General features: G+C 70.2%; 15 protein-coding genes. 9 read left to right on the forward strand and 6 right to left on the reverse strand.

The window, feature by feature from the left end; translation table 11 throughout:
* Positions 1-5: 5 nt before the first annotated feature.
* On the reverse strand, positions 6-1,034 hold the full coding sequence (gap, locus tag LAO51_01835) for a type I glyceraldehyde-3-phosphate dehydrogenase (GenBank protein MBZ5637478.1): 1,029 nt from the start codon (positions 1,032-1,034) through the stop codon (positions 6-8).
* A gap of 166 nt (positions 1,035-1,200) precedes the next feature.
* Between gap and LAO51_01840 the strand changes: the two genes are divergently transcribed.
* Positions 1,201-2,619, forward strand: coding sequence for a NapC/NirT family cytochrome c (locus LAO51_01840; GenBank protein ID MBZ5637479.1), 1,419 nt, complete (start codon positions 1,201-1,203; stop codon positions 2,617-2,619).
* Between the two features lie 18 nt (positions 2,620-2,637).
* Here the strand turns inward: LAO51_01840 and LAO51_01845 are convergent, their stop codons facing one another.
* The gene (locus LAO51_01845; protein ID MBZ5637480.1) at positions 2,638-2,967 is read right to left on the reverse strand and encodes a DUF971 domain-containing protein; all 330 of its coding nucleotides are present in this window, start codon (positions 2,965-2,967) and stop codon (positions 2,638-2,640) included.
* Positions 2,964-5,438 carry an AAA family ATPase gene (locus tag LAO51_01850; protein MBZ5637481.1) on the reverse strand — a complete coding sequence of 825 codons (2,475 nt, stop codon included), beginning with the start codon at positions 5,436-5,438 and terminating at the stop codon, positions 2,964-2,966. Before LAO51_01850 ends, LAO51_01845 begins: the two co-directional genes overlap by 4 nt.
* A 161-nt stretch (positions 5,439-5,599) precedes the next feature.
* On the opposite strand from LAO51_01850, the gene LAO51_01855 reads away from it, so the two are divergent.
* From LAO51_01855 to LAO51_01875, 5 genes are all read left to right on the forward strand, one after another.
* A complete protein-coding gene (locus LAO51_01855; protein MBZ5637482.1) occupies positions 5,600-6,166 on the forward strand; it encodes a sigma-70 family RNA polymerase sigma factor in 567 nt (188 codons plus the stop codon).
* A 31-nt stretch (positions 6,167-6,197) separates the two neighbouring features.
* Positions 6,198-6,773 (forward strand): hypothetical protein, encoded by a 576-nt coding sequence (locus LAO51_01860; protein ID MBZ5637483.1) that lies wholly within the window; start codon positions 6,198-6,200, stop codon positions 6,771-6,773.
* Between the two features lie 11 nt (positions 6,774-6,784).
* Entirely contained in the window at positions 6,785-7,945 is a 1,161-nt protein-coding gene (locus LAO51_01865; protein ID MBZ5637484.1) for a hypothetical protein, read from the forward strand.
* A 34-nt stretch (positions 7,946-7,979) separates the two neighbouring features.
* Complete coding sequence (locus tag LAO51_01870; protein MBZ5637485.1) at positions 7,980-10,025, forward strand: hypothetical protein; 2,046 nt, start codon at positions 7,980-7,982, stop codon at positions 10,023-10,025.
* A gap of 115 nt (positions 10,026-10,140) precedes the next feature.
* Entirely contained in the window at positions 10,141-11,379 is a 1,239-nt protein-coding gene (locus LAO51_01875) for a VWA domain-containing protein (protein ID MBZ5637486.1), read from the forward strand.
* Positions 11,380-11,404: 25 nt separating this feature from the next.
* Here LAO51_01875 and LAO51_01880 read toward each other — a convergent pair whose 3' ends face one another.
* From LAO51_01880 to LAO51_01890, 3 genes are read right to left on the reverse strand one after another with little or no spacing between them, the layout of a single operon-like run.
* Entirely contained in the window at positions 11,405-11,692 is a 288-nt protein-coding gene (locus LAO51_01880; GenBank protein ID MBZ5637487.1) for a lipid-A-disaccharide synthase N-terminal domain-containing protein, read from the reverse strand.
* The gene (locus tag LAO51_01885; protein ID MBZ5637488.1) at positions 11,682-12,401 is read right to left on the reverse strand and encodes a glycosyltransferase family 2 protein; all 720 of its coding nucleotides are present in this window, start codon (positions 12,399-12,401) and stop codon (positions 11,682-11,684) included. The genes LAO51_01880 and LAO51_01885 overlap by 11 nt, the downstream gene beginning before the upstream one ends.
* 8 nt (positions 12,402-12,409) lie before the next feature.
* Positions 12,410-13,138: a hypothetical protein gene (locus LAO51_01890; GenBank protein MBZ5637489.1), complete on the reverse strand. Its 729-nt coding sequence runs from the start codon at positions 13,136-13,138 to the stop codon at positions 12,410-12,412.
* Positions 13,139-13,231: 93 nt separating this feature from the next.
* Between LAO51_01890 and LAO51_01895 the strand changes: the two genes are divergently transcribed.
* The 3 genes from LAO51_01895 (at position 13,232) to LAO51_01905 (ending at position 16,451) form a co-directional block, all read left to right on the forward strand.
* The gene (locus tag LAO51_01895) at positions 13,232-13,888 is read left to right on the forward strand and encodes a hypothetical protein (protein MBZ5637490.1); all 657 of its coding nucleotides are present in this window, start codon (positions 13,232-13,234) and stop codon (positions 13,886-13,888) included.
* Between the two features lie 3 nt (positions 13,889-13,891).
* Positions 13,892-15,745 (forward strand): tetratricopeptide repeat protein, encoded by a 1,854-nt coding sequence (locus tag LAO51_01900; protein MBZ5637491.1) that lies wholly within the window; start codon positions 13,892-13,894, stop codon positions 15,743-15,745.
* 67 nt (positions 15,746-15,812) lie between these two features.
* Positions 15,813-16,451: an isoprenylcysteine carboxylmethyltransferase family protein gene (locus tag LAO51_01905; protein ID MBZ5637492.1), complete on the forward strand. Its 639-nt coding sequence runs from the start codon at positions 15,813-15,815 to the stop codon at positions 16,449-16,451.
* Positions 16,452-16,470: the final 19 nt, after the last annotated feature.

Genomic DNA, 16,470 nt, shown 5'->3' on the forward strand with positions numbered 1-16,470 from the left:
GTCCCTCACCTCCCCGCCGGCGCGGCCATGTCGTTGAACTTGGCGAGGCGCAGGACGAGCTCCACGACCCTCGTGGCGTAGCCCCACCCGTTGTCGTACCAGGTCAGGGTCTTGAGCAGGTTGCCCCCGAGGACCAGGGTGGACAGCCCGTCGAAGATCGCCGAGTGCGCGTTGCCGATGACGTCGGACGAGACGATCGGCTGGTCCACGTACTCGATGATGCTCTTGAACCGGGTGGCGGCCGCCGACTTCACCACTTCGTTGACCTCCTCGGCGGCGACCGCCCGCTTCATCAGAGCGACCAGGTCCACGATCGAGCCGTCGGGGACCGGCACGTTGAGCGCCATGCCGTCGAGCCGGCCCTTGAGCTCCGGCAGGATCCGCTCCACCGCCTGCGGGGACCACGTCGTCGCCGGGATGATGTTCTCGGCGGCGGCGCGGGACCGCCTGAGCTCGGTATGCGGGACGTCGGCGAGCCGCTGGTCGTTCGTGTACGCGTGCACCGTGGTCATGAAGGCCCGCTCGATCCCGAACGCGTCGTTCAGGACCTTGCAGATCGGGGCCAGCGCATTGGCGGTGCACGAGGCGTTGCTCACAATCCGCGTCTCGGGAGTCAGCACGTGCTCGTTCACCCCCATCACCACCAGGGCGTCGATCTCGTCCCGCGGCGGAACCGTCAGGATCACCCGCTTGGCGCCGGTCTCGAGGTGCTTCTCGAGAATGGCGCGAGTCCTGAACTGGCCCGTCGACTCGATCACGATGTCGACGCCCAGGGCGCCCCAATCCACGTCCCCCGGCGCCTTCCGCTGGAGCATACGGATCTGGCGCCCCTTGGCGTACATCGAGTCGCCGGACACCCACACCGGCTCGTCGAAACGCCCATGGACGGTGTCGAACTTGAGCAGGTACTCGAGCCCCTTGGGGTCGGCGATGTCCACGATGGCCACGATCTCGATGTCGTCCCGGGGGTAGAGAATCCGGAATACGTTCCTGCCGATCCGGCCGAAGCCCATGATCCCGATCCGAATCGTCATGTGCGTTTCTCCCTCGACCTCGGAGGGTCGTGGAATGCCGAGGCCGCGCCATTAGAGCACGCGCTACGACGGAGGGGCAACCTCTCCGCCGGGCCTCGCCAGGCCCTCTTTGTTATCATGGCGCGGCCCGGTGGGCGCTCCGCCGGCCTCCGTGACCGAGGACGTCATGCGGAACCTGTTCGCCACGATCAGCCGGAATCTGACGAGCCTGGCCGGCGTCGCCTTGACCACCGCCGCCGCCATCCTCTTCGTCGCGATGTTCCTCGTGGAGGCGATCGGGATCGTGGAGGCGGGCCCCTACGTCGGGATCCTCGGCTTCCTCGTGCTCCCCGGGCTGTTCCTGCTGGGCCTCGTGCTCATCCCCGCGGGGCTCTGGCTCGAACGGAGGCGGGACCGGAGGATCGCGGAGCGAGGCGGAGCGCCGCCCGCGCTGCCGGTGTTCGACTTCAACGATCCCCGCACCCGAAAGACCCTCCTGCTGCTCCTGGCGCTCACGACGCTGAACCTCGCGATTCTCGGCGTGGCGGGATACAAAGGGGTCGAAGTGATGGACTCGACCTCGTTCTGCGGCAGCGCCTGCCACAGCGTGATGGCGCCCGAGTACGCCAACTACCAGCGCTCCCCTCACGCGAGAGTCGGCTGCGTGTCGTGCCACATCGGCCCCGGCGCCAACTGGTTCGTGAAGTCGAAGCTGTCCGGATCCTGGCAGCTGATCGCCGTGATGTTCGATCTCTACCCGAAGCCGATCCCGACGCCGGTCCGGAATCTCCGCCCGGCACGGGAGACCTGCGAGCAGTGCCATTGGCCCACGAAGTTCGTCGGCGATCGCCTCAAGGTGCTGACCCACTACGCCGAGGACGAGGCCAACACGGAGCTCAAGAACGTACTTCTGCTCCGGGTGGGCGGGGCCCAGGGGCGGTCCTCCAAGGGGATTCACTGGCACGTCGACCCGGCCATCCAGATCCGCTACCGATCCGACGAGAAGCGGGAGAGCATCTCGGAGGTCGAGCTGACCCTGCCCGATCGGACCGTCAAGACCTTCAAGACGGGCGGGGACCCGGCGAAGGCTGCCGCCGCGGAGGAGACCTGGCGGACCATGGACTGCGTGGACTGCCACAACCGGCCGACCCACATCTACCGGATGCCCCAGGACGAGATGGACGCGGCGCTGCGGGAGCAACGGATCGACCGGTCGCTCCCGTTCGTCCGGCGGGAAGGGTTGAAGGCGCTGGAGGGAGCCTACGCATCCCACGAGGAGGCCCGGGCGAGGATTCGCGAGCAGGTCCTGGCGTTCTACGCGAAGAACTACCCCGAGGTCGCCTCGGGAAAGCGGGACCTCGTCACCACGGCCGCGGAAGAGCTGGGGAAGATCTACTGCGTCAACGTCTGGCCGAGCATGCACATCGCCTGGGGGACCTACGCCAATCACATCGGCCACCAGCACGCCCCGGGCTGTTTTCGCTGCCATGACGGCGAGCACAAGACCGCGCTGGGCGAGGAGATCTCGCAGGATTGTTCCACCTGCCACACGCTGCTCGCGCAGGAGGAGAAGGAGCCCGCGATCCTCAAGGAGCTCCAGCCCTAGCGTCGCGGACGACCGAGCCTACGGCCGGGATCCGGACGCACCCCGAAGCCTCTCGAACGAGTAGATCCCCGTGTCGTGCCCGTCGGACCAGACGATCTGGATCGCGTACGAGCCCACGGGCACCACGCGGACGATCGACAGCTCCCCCGCCGAGGCGGCCCGGACAACCCTCAGCGGGTCGGCGGAAGGGGGAGCCGCCGCGCGCGCACGGCATGCCGCGCAGGGACAGCTCCGACGAAGGTCGTCGAACCCGAGGCAGGTCTCTTGGCCGTCCGCCCACGCGATCGCCAGCTCGCGGCCGATCACTGCGACGTTCACCGGCGCGAATCGATTCACGGGGTCGCTCATGGCCCCGAGGGCAGGTCGGCGAGGCCGTACTCGCGGACCTTGAGGGCGAGCTCCGCGAGGCGCGCGTCCACCCGGCCGAACACCGAGTCGCGCGGCCAGGATCCGTCACCCGCGCGCTCACCGGCCGGGAGTCCGGTGAGGATCTCGATCCCCGCCTCGATGGTCGAGATCGCGAAGATGCGGAACCGGCCCTTCTCGACCTCCTCGACGACGTCCTTCCTCAACATCAGCTGCGTCAGGTTGCGGGAGGGGATCAGGACCCCCTGCTCCCCGGTGAGCCCCTTGAGCCGGCAGAGGTCGAAGTACCCTTCGATCTTCTCGTTGACCCCGCCGATCGGCTGGATCTCTCCCCTCTGGTTCACGGAGCCGGTGACCGCGATGGATTGGCGGATCGGGACCCCCGACAGGCTCGACAGCAGCGCGTACAGCTCCGACGACGACGCGGAGTCGCCGTCGATCTCGTCGTAGCTCTGCTCGAAGCAGAGGCTCGCCGAGAGGGCCAGCGGCTTGTCCTGCGCGAAGCGCGAGCGGAGGAACCCGGCGAGGATCAAGACCCCCTTCGTGTGGATCGCCCCGGACATCTCGGCCTCGCGGTCGATGTCGACGATCCCGGCGCGCCCCACCGCCGTCGACGCGGTAATCCGTGACGGGAGGCCGAAGGCATGGTCGCCGACGTCGAGGATCACGAGACCGTTCACCTGGCCGACCTTCTCGCCGTCGAGGTCCACGAGCATCGTCCCGTCGGCGAAACGCTCGCGGAGAACCTCCTCGACGAGATCGACTCGCCGCACCCGCTGGGCGATCGCCTGGTCCACGTGTCGCGCGTCGACCCGCTTCGCCTTCTCCTGCTTGGCCCAGTAGCCGGCCTCGCGGATCACGTCGGCCACCTCGTTGAACCGCGTGGTGATCTTCTCCTGGCGGCCCGCGAGGCGGACCCCGTGCTCGACGACGGCCGCCACCGCTTCCCGGTGGAACGGGGGGAGCCGGTCGTCCTGGCACTTCTTCCGGACGAACGCCGCGTAGTTCTTGAGCTCGTCCGCGCTGCGCGGCGTCTCCACGGCGAAGTCCGCCTTCACCTCGAAGATCTTCTTGAAGTCCTCGTCCAGGGCGTGGAGCAGCCGGTAGATCTGCCGGGTGCCGATCAGGATCACCTTGACGTCCAGCGGGATCGGCTCGGGCTTGGTGGAGACGTTCGAGCAGAGGTTGAACGGGTCGAACGTCTGGATCTCGATCACCTGGTTCCGGAGCGTCCGCTTCAGCGCGGGCCACACCCCGCTCTCCGCCAGGACGTCCAGGGCGTCCACGACCAGGAAGCCTCCGTTGGCCCTCGCGAGACTTCCTCCCTTGACGCGCGTGTGATCGGTGCTCCACTCCCCCGACGCGTCCCGAGCCCGCTCGAGGGTCCCGAACAGGTTCCGGTAGGTCGGCGAGGTCTCCCAAATGATCGGGCGTCCCTTCGTCTCCGCGTTGTCCACCAGGACGTTCACCGCGTACGGGAGCATCCGTTCCCGCACCTCCGCCCGCGCCCGATCGCGCTCGGCGCCGGAGGACGGTGGTTCCTCCCCGTCGCGGAAGCGATCGAGGTGATCGAGGATATTCTCCGCGGCTTCGTCGATGAACCCCGCGACCCTCTCCCCCGGGAACTCCTCCTTGAGGTCCGAGGTCGCCTCCCGGACCAGCGGGCGGGCGAGCTCGCGGTCCAAGTCGATGAGCTCGCGCCGCAGGTCGCGCTCGAGGTCGCGGAACTCCTTGGTCAGGATCTCCATCGCCTCGGTGAGCTTGGCGTACTTGGACTTCAGCCGGTCGAACTCGCGGCGCTGGAACTTCTCCTCCTCGACCAGGGACTCCAGCTGGCTCATCGCCACCGGATTCCCGGCGACCACCGGCATGAGGTCCGGTCGAACCACGGGGCCGAGCTGCACCTGCACCAGGGCGAATCCCTCCGCCTGAACCCGCTTCTCGAACTCCTTGAGACGCTCCTTCTGGAGTTCCTTCGCGGCGTCGATCTTCTCCGATCGCCGCTTCCGGTACGGATCGGAGTCGAACAGCTCCGGGACGTGCTTCCGGAACCCCTCGACCAGATCCTCCAAGGCCTTCCTGAACGCCCGCCCCTTCCCGGCCGGGAACGAGAGCAGCCGGGGCTGATAGGCGTCCTTGAAGTTGTAAACGTAGACCAGGTCGTCGGGTGCGGTGTCCCCCCGCTCGACGGCCGCGAGCTGGCGCTTGACGGCCGTGGATCGGCCGGTCCCGACCTCGCCCGCGACGAAGATGTTGTAGCCCGCGCTCCGTATGGCGAGGCCGAGCTTCAACGCCTCCATCGCCCTCGGCTGGCCGATGATGTTGATCGGCCCGTCGCCGAGCTCGTCGGTGGTCTCGAATCGGAACTTCGACGCGTCGCACCGCCACCGGAGCTGCGGCGCGGCGAGCTCCATGGGGACTTTCGGACCGGATCGCTTCGGGGTGGGGCTCATCCGCGTCCTCCTGGCGGAATCAAGCTCTTCCGGCATCTCGTGCGGCCGCCGGAGACGTCTATACTAGCCCGTTCCGGGCGCGGCGCGCCGGGGTTCGGGAGTTCTCCCGAGGCGCCGGGAACCGCGGGAGTCGGGCCTCGTTTCACTCGATGGGAGCGGTCATGGAGGATCGGGCGGCCGACGACCTGGTCCGGGTCGATTCGATCCTCCGGGGCGACCGCGACGCTTTCGCCGACCTCGTCCGGCGATATCAGAGCCTGGTGGCGGGGGTCGCGTGGCGATACGGGATCCGGCGTGACGACATCGAGGACATCGTGAGCGAGGTCATGATCAAGGTCTTCAAGAACCTCCACCTGTACCGGCCGGACTATCCCTTCTCCACCTGGCTGTACCGGCTCGCCGCCAATCACGTGCTCGATCAGGGACGCCGCGCCCGGCGGGAGCACGGGCGCACCGAAATGCCGGCCGAGATCGCGGACGACACCCCGGGGCCCGGCGAGGGCATGGAGGGGCGGGAACGGGCCGCGCTGGTCCGCTCCGCGCTCGAAGAGATCGACAGCCGGTACCGGGAGGTCATCTTCCTGGTTTACGTCGAGGGAAACAGGGTGGACGAGGTCGCGCGGACCCTGGGGATTCCGGAAGGCACCGTGAAGACCCGGCTGATGCGGGGACGGGAGGCGCTCCGCAGGATCCTGGTCCGCCACCATCCCGAGCACTTCGGAGTCTGATGTGGACTGTCGCGGCGCGAGGTCGGCCATTGTGGAGGCGAGCCTCGGGGGACTTGCGCCCGAGGCCGAGGCCGCCCTGCGCGTGCACCTCGCAGTCTGCCCGGGGTGCGCCGCGGAGGCTCGCGCGGAAGCCGATCTCGAGGCGGCGCTGGCGCTCCTCTCGACCGACCCACCTTTCGAGGCGGACGTCGCAAACCGGGTCCTGGACGCCATCGCGGCGATGGAGCCTCCGCGGCGCGACGCGGTGCCCGCCCGCCAGCTGGGATGGGCCGCGCTCGCCGCGGCGGGCCTCACGGTCGGGATCCTCGTTTCGGGCGTCTACCTCGCCCCCTCGATCTTCGGCCTCGCCTTGGAGGCGGGCCGGTCGCTGCCGGCAGCCGGCGGCGTCCTCGCGCGGCTCGGAGGCGCGGCCCTCGCGACGCTCGCGAGCACGAAGCCGCTCTTCGTAGCGACGTGGGATCTCCTGACCGCAGCTTCCACGCTGGTGCGAAAGGCCGAGCCGCTCTTCCGCGGGGCGGCGGCTCTCACCGTTCTTGCCATGTTGATCCTGACCACCGCGGTGATCGCGCGCGACCTCAGGGGCCGCGCCCCCGCGGACCGCCGATGAGGAGCCGTGAGATGAGACGCAACGCGAGAATCCTGGCGTCGTGGGTCGTTGCCACCCTGGTGCTCGTGCTCCTGGTCCCGGCGGCGCCGGCCGCCGACGGCAAGGCGGGGACCGCGGCGGCACCGACGGCGAACGCCGCCAGCCAGGCCGCCCCGAAGCCCGTGGTGCCCCCTGCCCCCGCCGAGGCCGGTCGGCCCTCCGCGGCCACCGGGAAGCCGTCGGCGCCGGAGTCCGAAGCGGAGGATGCCGAGGCCGGGGAAGAGGAATCGCATCACGAGGGGCGTGGCGGCGGCGACAAGCTCGCCGTGATGAGCGACGTGGACGTCGTCGAGGGTCAGGAGGTCCACGGCGATGTCGTCTGCATCGGCGGGAAGGTGAAGCTCCAGGGAAAGGTCCGAGGCGACGTGGTTGTGATTGGCGGAAGTCTCGACATGCTCGGATCGACCCGCGGCAGCGTCGTGGGCGTCGGCTCGAAGCTGGTCCTCCATCCCGGCGCGAGCGTCGGGCAGGACCTCGTCAACGTGGCCGGCGGACTCGACCGCGGCGGGGCCAGCGTCGGCGGCAAGGTCGTGAACATCGGCGTCGGCGGGAGATGGCTCGCGCACCTGCCCGGGCCGTTCGGGATGCTGGGCTTCATCCTCTTCTGGATCAAGCTCCTGAAGCTCGTGCTGGTCTTCATCGGCCTCTTGCTGCTGGCCGCGTTCGTTCCCGACCGGATTCGCCTCATGAGCGAGGAGGCTCCCCTTCGCCCGTTCCTCGCATTCTTCGCCGGCCTGGGAGCCTACATCGTCCTGACCATGACGATGATCCTGCTGTGCATCACGATCATCGGGATTCCCGCGGCGCTGCTCCTGTATTTCGCGTTCATCGTGGTCAAGTGGATGGGCCTCGCCGGCGTCTTCCACCTCGTCGGCAAGCGGATCGGGCGGCTTCTCGGTCGCGACTTCTCGCTCCTCGGAGCGATCCTCCTCGGCTTTCTCCCGTTCGCGGTCCTCCGGTTCCTCCCGTTCTGCATCGGGACCCTCATCTGGTTCGTGCTCGAGGCCATGGCCGTCGGCCTCGTCGTGCTGACCCGCGCTGGGGGACGGCGGTACGGCCTCGCCCCCGGACCGCCGACGCCGCCGGTGCCTCCCGTTTCGACGGCTCCCTCTCCACCCGTTCCCGCGCCCTGATCGGAGAACGCGCCGGCTGCTAGAATTCGGCGGAATGAACGATCGGGACGGATCACTCGGGGCGTGTTGTCTCACGCTGCGAGGCAGGGGGACCGCTCCGGGCCTGGCCTGCGGTCCGCTCCTCAGGAATTCCCCCGACCTGGCTCCGGAAGCGTTCGAGGGCGCGATCCTGCTGGCCGAGCGCGCGGTTCCCGACGATGTCGGGAGGATCCTCGCTTCCGCGGGCACCCTCACGCTCTCGGGAACCCTCCTGTCCCACGTCAGCCTGCTTTCGCGGGAGTTCGGAAAGCCCTCGGTGGCCCTCGGACCCCGGTGTCCCGCGCGCCTCGTCCCCCCCGGGAAGGACGACACGCTCGTCGAGCTGATCGACGTCGTCGGGAGTCCGGGGGAGCTGGCGGTTCTCCGCGAGGGGGACATCGTGTCGATCGACGGCGACGCGGGGACGATCTCGCTCCCGGGGGGACTCGGCGAAGCATCCCGGCTTGCATTCCGCCGGATCCACGCCGCCCTGGTGAACTACTCACGGGCCCCGGACAGCGAGGCTTCCCTCGGCGCGCTACTGGCCGTGGTGGAAGCCGGCGGGCAGCCGGCTCTGGCCTCGGTGATCGGATCCGCCGTCCTCTGCCGACTCGTCCCTCCGGGTTCCGCCTCCAGGAGGCTGGTCGAGGGGATGCGATCATCGCGCGCGCTCGGGGAGGTGGCCGAGGCTCTCCTCTCGGAAGCCCGCGACCGAATCGCCTCCGAAGCACGCTCCCGCTGCGAGCGCACGCTCGACGCGCTCACGACCTGTTCCGACCTCGGATCGCTCGATCAGCTCCATCGATCGGCCCACGAAGGCACGCGCCGGGATCAGGCGCGGGTCCGGGACCTCGGGGACTCCGAATCGAGCCTCGCGCCGCTTCTCGCTCCGGTCGACGCCGAGGCCTCACGCCGCCGTGCGAAGATCGTGGTGCGCCTCGTGGCGGACGTCGGGGCCGCTTCCGAGCTTTCCGACGCTGCGCTCCGACCGCGCCTAGGAGGCCTCCTACGCTTGGCCCGAGACGCGAGGTCCGCGGGGCTCGGAGGCGAGGACGTCGCGCTCCTCGAGCGCCGGCTCGCCCACGCCGTCGCCGACGAGCGAGAGCGCACCGGCAGCCGCCTCGTGGTTCCGCTCTCCGAGGGGGAACCGGCCGATCGCCGCTTGCTGGGGGGCAAGGCCGCCGGTCTCCTCGCCGCGCTCGAGGTGCTGCCCGCGGGCTGCCGGGTCCCCCGAGGATTCGTCGTCACCTCCTCCGCCTACCGCCTGCACCTGCTCGGCGAGCGAGGGGAGCGGCTGCACGATGCGGTTCGGGAGATTCGAGACGGCGCCGCTCTATCGCGTCGGGCCCGTGCGATCCTGCTGGGGAGCGAAGTCCTCGAGGACGTGGTCCGGGAGATCGAAGCCGCGTGGACGCTCCTCGGCGCGGCCCGAGTGGCGGTTCGCTCCTCGGCCACCGTCGAGGACGGGCCGTCAGGGAGCCTCGCGGGACTCTTCGACACCTGGCTCGGGGTCGCCGGTCTCGACGAAGTTCTCCACCGGACCCGACTCGCCTGGGCCTCGCTCTGGAACACGAGAGCCTTGAGAGCCATGGCCGCGATCGGGCTTTCCCCGCTCGACGTGGCTCAGGCGGTCCTGGTCCAGGAGATATCGGAGACCCGAGCGGCCGGCGTGCTCTTCTCGCGCGACCCGGCCGGCAGATCCGACGCGGTGCTGGTCAACGCGACGTGGGGGCTCGGCGAGGCGATCTCGCAAGGAGAGGTCGGTGGCGACCTGTACTGGGTCCGTCGCGAGACGGGAGAGGTGCTCGCGTCGGAGCCCGGCGCCGCGGTCTCGTGCCTCGCTCTCGATCCGGCGGGGACCGGTACGATCGAAGTCCCTCTCCCGCTGGAGCGGGCCGGCCGTCCGTGCCTCGGCCCCGGAGACCTCTCCCGTCTCGCCGCGCTCGCGCGCGCCCTGGAGGCGTCGGCCGGCCGGGCCCAGGACGTGGAGTTCGGCATCGCCGAGGACGGGAGCGTGCTGGTCTTCCAGGTCCGCCGCATCGTTCCCTCCCGTGCCGGGTGAGTGCGGCCCGATCTCCGCACGGAACCCGCCGGCCCGGCGCGTCCGTGGGACTTCTCCCGGCCGACGCCGTATGATGAACTGGACGATTGACGCGTCCGCGGAGGATCCGAGCGAGATGAGCTTCACGACACGATGGCTCCCCGCCGGGGCCGCCATCCTCGCCGGGGTGGCTGCGACGGTCCTCGCCGGGGATCCGTCCCCCAGCGTCCGTTTCCTGTCCCCCCCGAATCTGGGGCGGGTCGTGGGCAAGGTGAGCGTCGAGGTCTCGTGCGAGCCGCCCCAGGGCGCTTCGGTCGCGCGGGTGGCGCTGAGCGTGGACGGCAAGCCGCTGGCCGTGCTCGAGTCGCCGCCCTACAAGACGGTCTGGGACGCCGGCGACGGGACATCGCCGCACCGACTCGACGCGGTCGCGTCGTTCTCGGACGGGACGGAGGCGCGCGGCATCGTGCGCACGTCCGCGTTCCGGGTGGACTTCGTCGAGAACGTCGACCTGGTGAACGTCTACGCGGTGGTCCGCGATTCCCATCGGACGTACGTCCAGGGGCTGCGGCAGGAAGACTTCCGGATCTTCGAGAACGGGCGGCCCCAGGAGATCGACCGTTTCAGCACCGAGTGGAAGCCCTTGAGGGTCGCGATCGTGCTCGACACGTCGTTGAGCATGAAAGGGGCTCGCCTGGAGGCGGCTCAGGACGCCGCCCTCGAGTTCCTGAAGCTGCTGGAGCCGGAGGACGAGGAGCTCCTCGTCACCTTCAACGACAAGGTCGTGATCGCCCAGCCGCTCACCACCGACCGAGGGGCCGTCGGGCAGGCGATACGGAAGGCGACGGCGACGGGGGGCACGGCTCTCTACGACGCCGTCTACCGGACCTCGGACCTGCTGGAGAAGTTCGAGGGCCGCCGGGTGCTGGTGCTCCTGTCCGACGGGCGGGACGAGGCGGCGAGCGGTCTCGAGCCGGGCAGTCTCCACACCCTGGCCGAGGCCCTCGACCGCGCTCTCCGCAACGAGGTGATGATCTTCACCATCGGCGTCGGGAGCCACCTCGACGAGCAGATGGACTTCGACGGGAGCCACTCGCTCGAAACGATCCTCAGGGACCTGGCGGAGAACACCGGCGGCCGCACGACGTTCTCCTCCAGGGCCGGGCAGCTCCGTAAGGCGTTCGACGAGGTGGCCCAGGATCTCCGCCACCAGTACTCCCTCGCGTACGTCCCCGACGACCGGCGCCACGACGGAACCTGGCGCGACATCCGGGTGACCGTGGCGAGGTCGGGACTCAAGGCCGCGGCGAAGCGTGGATACTACGCCCCCTACCCCTCCCCCGGCCCTTCACGTCCGGCCGGCGGAGCCCGCTGAGCACCGTCGTGCGGCGGATCCCGGCCTAGACCTTCGCGTCCTCCGGCGGACGCTTCCGGATCAGGGCGAGGTTCCGGAGGTAGACGGCGAGGCCCGCCGACTGCCCCAGCACGAAGACGGGGTCACGCCGGTGGAGCGCGTACGCCAGGAGCAGCGCCCCTCCGGCGAGGGACAGCCACCAGAACGACGACGGCACCACGCTCCGGCGGCGCCGCTCGGACGCGAGCCACTGGATCACGAACCGCGCGGAGAACGCGGCCTGTCCCACGAGTCCCAGGAGGAGCCATCCGGTGGGGATCCGGTCAAGGGTCATGGCGGATCACCTCGTAACCGAGTCCGCGCCTCTTCATCCAACGGACCGCCAGGAGATCCGCGAACGAGCGGAACACCCGGTTCCAGACCCCGTACTTGCTGCGCCCCGACCGGCGGGGTCGGTGGTTGACGGGGAGCTGCACGACGCTCCGGCCTTCCATCCGGATCAACGTCGGAAGGAACCGGTGCATGCCCGTGTAGAGCTTCAGACCGCGGAGCGCCTCGGCCCGGAACGCCTTGAGCGAGCATCCGGTGTCCACGATGTCGTCCCCCGAAAGCCGGTTCCGAACCGCGTTGGCGATCACCGAGGAGACGCGCCGGAGCCAGGAGTCGTGCCGGATCCCGCGGTACCCCACCGCGGCGTCGTGGTCCCGCAGCGCTTCGAGGAGCGCCGGTATGTCCCGCGGGTCGTTCTGGAGATCGGCGTCCATGGTCACGACGAATCTTCCCCGAGCCGCCTTGAATCCCGCGTCGAACGCCGCCGACTGCCCCCGGTTCTCGCGGAAGTGGAGACCGCGGACGCCCGGGCGCGAGCGCGCCAGCTCGGCGATCCTCTCCGCGGAGCCGTCCCGACTCCCGTCGTTCACCAGGACGATCTCGACGGACAGGCCCGACGGGCCGAGCGCTCCCAGGATCTCGGCGACGAGCGGCTCGAGGTTGTCCCGCTCCTCGAACACGGGAACGACGACGGTCAGGTCGGGCGCACCCATCGGCTCCGTCACGTTCGCGCCTCCGTCGAACGGCGATGTTTGCGGTTGAACGGCCACAGCCTCCGCAGTACGCGGAAGCGCCGCAGGAACGCATCCTCCTTCGCGGTGAATTTCCCCGGCGCCAGGAATTCCTTCCACTTGAGGTAGGCCGCCTCGTCGGTCAGGGCCAGCCCGCGGAAGAGCAGCCGGTGCGCGAGACCGTCGGGCTCGAGGCAGATCGCCCCCGCGAGGTCGAGCAGCACCAGCTCCCCGTCCGGCCTCAGCATGAGGTTCTCCCGACCGCGCAGGTCGTTGTGCACGACGCCGGCCTCGTGGAAGCGGTCGATCAGCGCCCGCAGCTTGAGGAGGTGGTCCTCTCCCCTCGCCCTGGGGTTCGGGGAGCCGTGGAGGCGCTCCCCTTCGACCCGCTCCACCGCCAGCGCGAGGGCGTCCACCGCGCCGACGAATGCGGGGATTCCGGGCATCCGCCCGAGCCAGCGATAGGCCTTGAGCTCACGGTGAATCTGGATCCGGCCGAGCAGGCGGGTCCAACGCGACTTCGCCGCGAAATCCTTCACCACCATCACGCCGTCGCCCACGTTCACGAGAAGGAGATCGGCCTTGTCGCGGCCCCCCTTTTGGAGAATTCCAACCGTCGCCGCCGCGATCTCGTCCCGTCGAGGGGCGCGTCGCGGGACCGCCGGGCGATTGTGGGACCCGTGCGGGGATGGTATGTTGGGCGAGTCCGGAGGCTTCAAGAGGAACAATCCCAGCGATTTCAGCAGCTTACCGTGTTCGAGACCGTGTCAGAGTCTAGCACACCGTTCCCGTCCGGCGTGGACCTGCGCCGATTGGCGGCTGCGACTCCTTTGGGGCGGATCGAGGGACGGAACTGGACCAAGGCCGACGTGCTTCGGTACCGGCTCGACGGCCTGGACATCGCCGTCAAGGACTACGGAGCGCGGCCGTTCCTCGTGCGACATACCCTCGGTCGTCTTTTCACCCGGCGCGAGCAGGCGGCGTACCGCGCGGCACGGGGGCTCCTGGGCCTCGCGGACTGCTACGGGCGCGTCGGGCCGTTCGCCATCGCCCTCCGGTGGATCGACGGGAGGACTCTCGCGGAACTCCGGGACGAGCCCTTCGACGACGCCTTCTTCGACAGGCTCGCCGCGATCCTCGCCGGATTCCACGAGCGCGGGGTCGCCCTGGGAGATCTCCACCACCGAGACGTCCTCGTCGGCGCCGACGGCTCGATTCACGTCGTCGACCTCGCCACCGCGCTCACGCTCGGCGATCGTCCCGGCCGGATCCGCCGCGCGGCGTTCACGCGCCTCAGGGACCAGGACCTCGTGGCGCTGGCGAGACTCCGCGCGATATGGACGGGCCGCGAGGAGGCCGAGGCGGTGGCCGCGGTCGGGAGCCGGGCGGCGGCTTGGCATGCGCGCGAGCGGCGGCTCCGCCGCGTCTGGGACCGCCTTCGCGGCCGGTACCGGCGCGGAGCGAGTTGATCCATGGCCACGGGCGTTTCGACGCGTGCCGGGTCCCGCGCGGCCCGCTCCCCGGCCAGGGTAGCGGCCCTGTTGCTGGCGGTTGCGCTGGTCGCGTACCTCCCGGCGCTCCGAGCCGGCTTCGTCTGGGACGACGACTACCACGTGACCCGGAACGCGGCCCTCGTCGACGCCGGAGGGCTCGCACGGATCTGGCTCGATCCCTCCGCGACGCCGCAGTACTACCCGCTCACGCACACGACCTTCTGGATCGAGCACCGGCTATGGGGCCTCGCCCCGCTCGGCTATCACCTCGTGAACATCGTCCTCCACGCGGGATGCGCGATCCTCCTGTGGCGGGTCCTGTTGGCGCTCGAGGCGCCCGGCGCGCTCCTCGCCGCCGCGGTGTTCGCGCTCCACCCGGTCCACGTCGAATCGGTGGCGTGGATCACCGAGCGCAAGAACGTGCTGTCCGGAGCGCTGGCCTTGGGCGCGATCCTGGCGTGGCTGCGCTTCTCCCTCGTGGCGCGGGAGCCCGGGGAGCGGATTCGACACCACCCGTGGCGAGCCGGCGCGCTGTCGGCGCTCCTGTACGTCCTCGCCCTGCTGAGCAAGTCGGTCACGGCGACGTTGCCGGGAATCGCGGGCCTCCTCACGATCTGGCGGCGCGGCCGGCCGAGGCGGCGCGAGGTCGTGCTCCTGTCGGCGATGCTGCTCGCCGGCGCCGCGGCCGGCCTGACGACCGTCTCGCTCGAGCGGCAGCAGATCGGCGCCGAGGGGCCCGAGTGGTCGCTCGGCCCGCTGGAGCGGCTCCTCGTCGCCGGACGCGTCCCGTGGTTCTACCTCTCGAAGCTCGCCTGGCCGGCCGGCTTGTCGTTCGTCTACCCTCGCTGGACCGTGAGCGCTCGGGCCCCCGTCGCGTGGCTCGGACTCCTCGCGACGACGGCAATTCTCGCGGGGCTGTTCGTCGCGAGGAAGCGCATCGGCGCGGGCCCCTGGGTCGCGTTCGCCGCGTTCCTCGTGGCGCTCTTCCCGGCGCTCGGGTTCTTCAACGTCTATCCGATGCGGTACTCGTGGGTCGCCGATCATTTCCAGTATCTCGCCAGCGCCGCACCCATCGCGCTCTTCGCCGCGTCGGCCGCCAGGGCCGCCGCGAGAGCGAGGGCGCACGTCCCTCCCTGGCTGCCGCGGGCCGTGGCCGCGGTGCTGCTCCTCGCCCTGGGGGCGGCGACCTGGAGCCGGGCCCACGCGTTCCGAGACGAGGAGACGCTCTGGCGAGACACGCTCGCCCGGAACCCTTCGGCCTGGATGGCCCACAACAACCTCGCCGGGATGCTCCAGGCTCGCGGGGAGACCGAGGAGGCGATCGCGCACCTCCGGGAAACGCTGCGCCTCAAGCCGGACCACGCCGGCGCGCGGGAGAACCTCGGGCTCCTCTTGGCGCGCAGCGGAAGGGCATCGGAGGCGATCCCCGAGCTGATCGAGGCCGTGAGGCAGCGCCCCGACGCCGCGGCGGCGCGGGCCGCCCTGGCCGGACTTCTCGCGGCAGCGGGGAGACTCGGGGACGCGATCGCGGAGTACGAGGCGGCGCTCAAGCTCGACGCCCGGGATCCCGATCTCCTGTTCGGCTTGGCGAACGCGCTCGCGCGGGACGGCCACGTCGGCGAGGCGGCGAATCGTTACGCGGAGGGCCTCAGGATCCGACCGCAGGACGCCGACGCCCACTACGACCTCGGGACGCTCCTCGCGCGCGGCGGGCGGCTCTCCGAGGGGATCGCGGAGCTCGAGGAGGCGGTCCGGCTCCGTCCCGGCATGACCGAAGCGAGGCGGAACCTCGAGATCGCGCGGCGCCTCGTCGCGGCGACCCCGCGGCCCTGACGCCCGCCGGGTGCGGCTCGCTACCTTCTGGGCTATGCTCCCCTCCATTTGCCCGGAGGATCCGCGATTGAGCGCGACGACGTACAGCCGGACGCTCTTCCGCGTGCGCCTCGCGTCGATCTACCTCCTGATCGCGCTGATGCTCGCGCTGTCGCGCCCGACGCCTTTGACGGTCACCGTGGGGTTCGCGGCGGCCCTCGCGGGAGAGGCGATCCGCTTCTGGGCCGCGGGGCACCTCCTCAAGACCGAGGAACTGGTCACGTCGGGCCCGTACCGGTTCACGCGGAACCCGCTCTATCTCGGCCGCCTCCTGATCTTCATCGGTCTTTCCGTCATGGCGCGGCTTCCCTACGGCGCGAACTGGCTCGTGCTCGTGCTCGGCTGCGCGGTGTTCTTCGGGTATTACTTGAGACGGAAGGAGCGCGTGGAGCCCGCTCGCCTGCGCGAGCGGCACGGCGAGGCGTTCGAGCGCTACCTCCGCGCGGTCCCGGCCCTCTTGCCGACGCTCCGCCCTTATCCGGAGGGGGCGTCGGCAGGATGGTCGTCGGACCGAATGCTGAGGAACCGCGAGCACTGGATGGTCGGCGGCCTCCTCGCGGTCTCCCTCCTCATGCTTTGGCGCGCCTACGCGATCCAGGCGACGGAGCTCGGCACGGGGGCAGAGGGCGCGACGGAGGCTCCTGCGGCGACTTCCCCCGGACGCTGACTTCGAGCGCCGCCGGGCG

This window comes from Terriglobia bacterium (genome assembly GCA_020073205.1).
In the GTDB taxonomy this organism is placed as follows: domain Bacteria; phylum Acidobacteriota; class Polarisedimenticolia; order Polarisedimenticolales; family JAIQFR01; genus JAIQFR01.

Coding starts and splice junctions, on each gene's coding strand:
- gap (MBZ5637478.1), bottom strand. CDS start 1,034: ATGACGATTCGGATCGGGATCATGGGCTTCGGCCGGATCGGCAGGAAC.
- LAO51_01875 (MBZ5637486.1), top strand. CDS start 10,141: ATGAGCTTCACGACACGATGGCTCCCCGCCGGGGCCGCCATCCTCGCC.
- LAO51_01855 (MBZ5637482.1), top strand. CDS start 5,600: ATGGAGGATCGGGCGGCCGACGACCTGGTCCGGGTCGATTCGATCCTC.
- LAO51_01845 (MBZ5637480.1), bottom strand. CDS start 2,967: ATGAGCGACCCCGTGAATCGATTCGCGCCGGTGAACGTCGCAGTGATC.
- LAO51_01885 (MBZ5637488.1), bottom strand. CDS start 12,401: ATGGGTGCGCCCGACCTGACCGTCGTCGTTCCCGTGTTCGAGGAGCGG.
- LAO51_01880 (MBZ5637487.1), bottom strand. CDS start 11,692: ATGACCCTTGACCGGATCCCCACCGGATGGCTCCTCCTGGGACTCGTG.
- LAO51_01850 (MBZ5637481.1), bottom strand. CDS start 5,438: ATGAGCCCCACCCCGAAGCGATCCGGTCCGAAAGTCCCCATGGAGCTC.
- LAO51_01865 (MBZ5637484.1), top strand. CDS start 6,785: ATGAGACGCAACGCGAGAATCCTGGCGTCGTGGGTCGTTGCCACCCTG.
- LAO51_01900 (MBZ5637491.1), top strand. CDS start 13,892: ATGGCCACGGGCGTTTCGACGCGTGCCGGGTCCCGCGCGGCCCGCTCC.
- LAO51_01870 (MBZ5637485.1), top strand. CDS start 7,980: ATGAACGATCGGGACGGATCACTCGGGGCGTGTTGTCTCACGCTGCGA.
- LAO51_01840 (MBZ5637479.1), top strand. CDS start 1,201: ATGCGGAACCTGTTCGCCACGATCAGCCGGAATCTGACGAGCCTGGCC.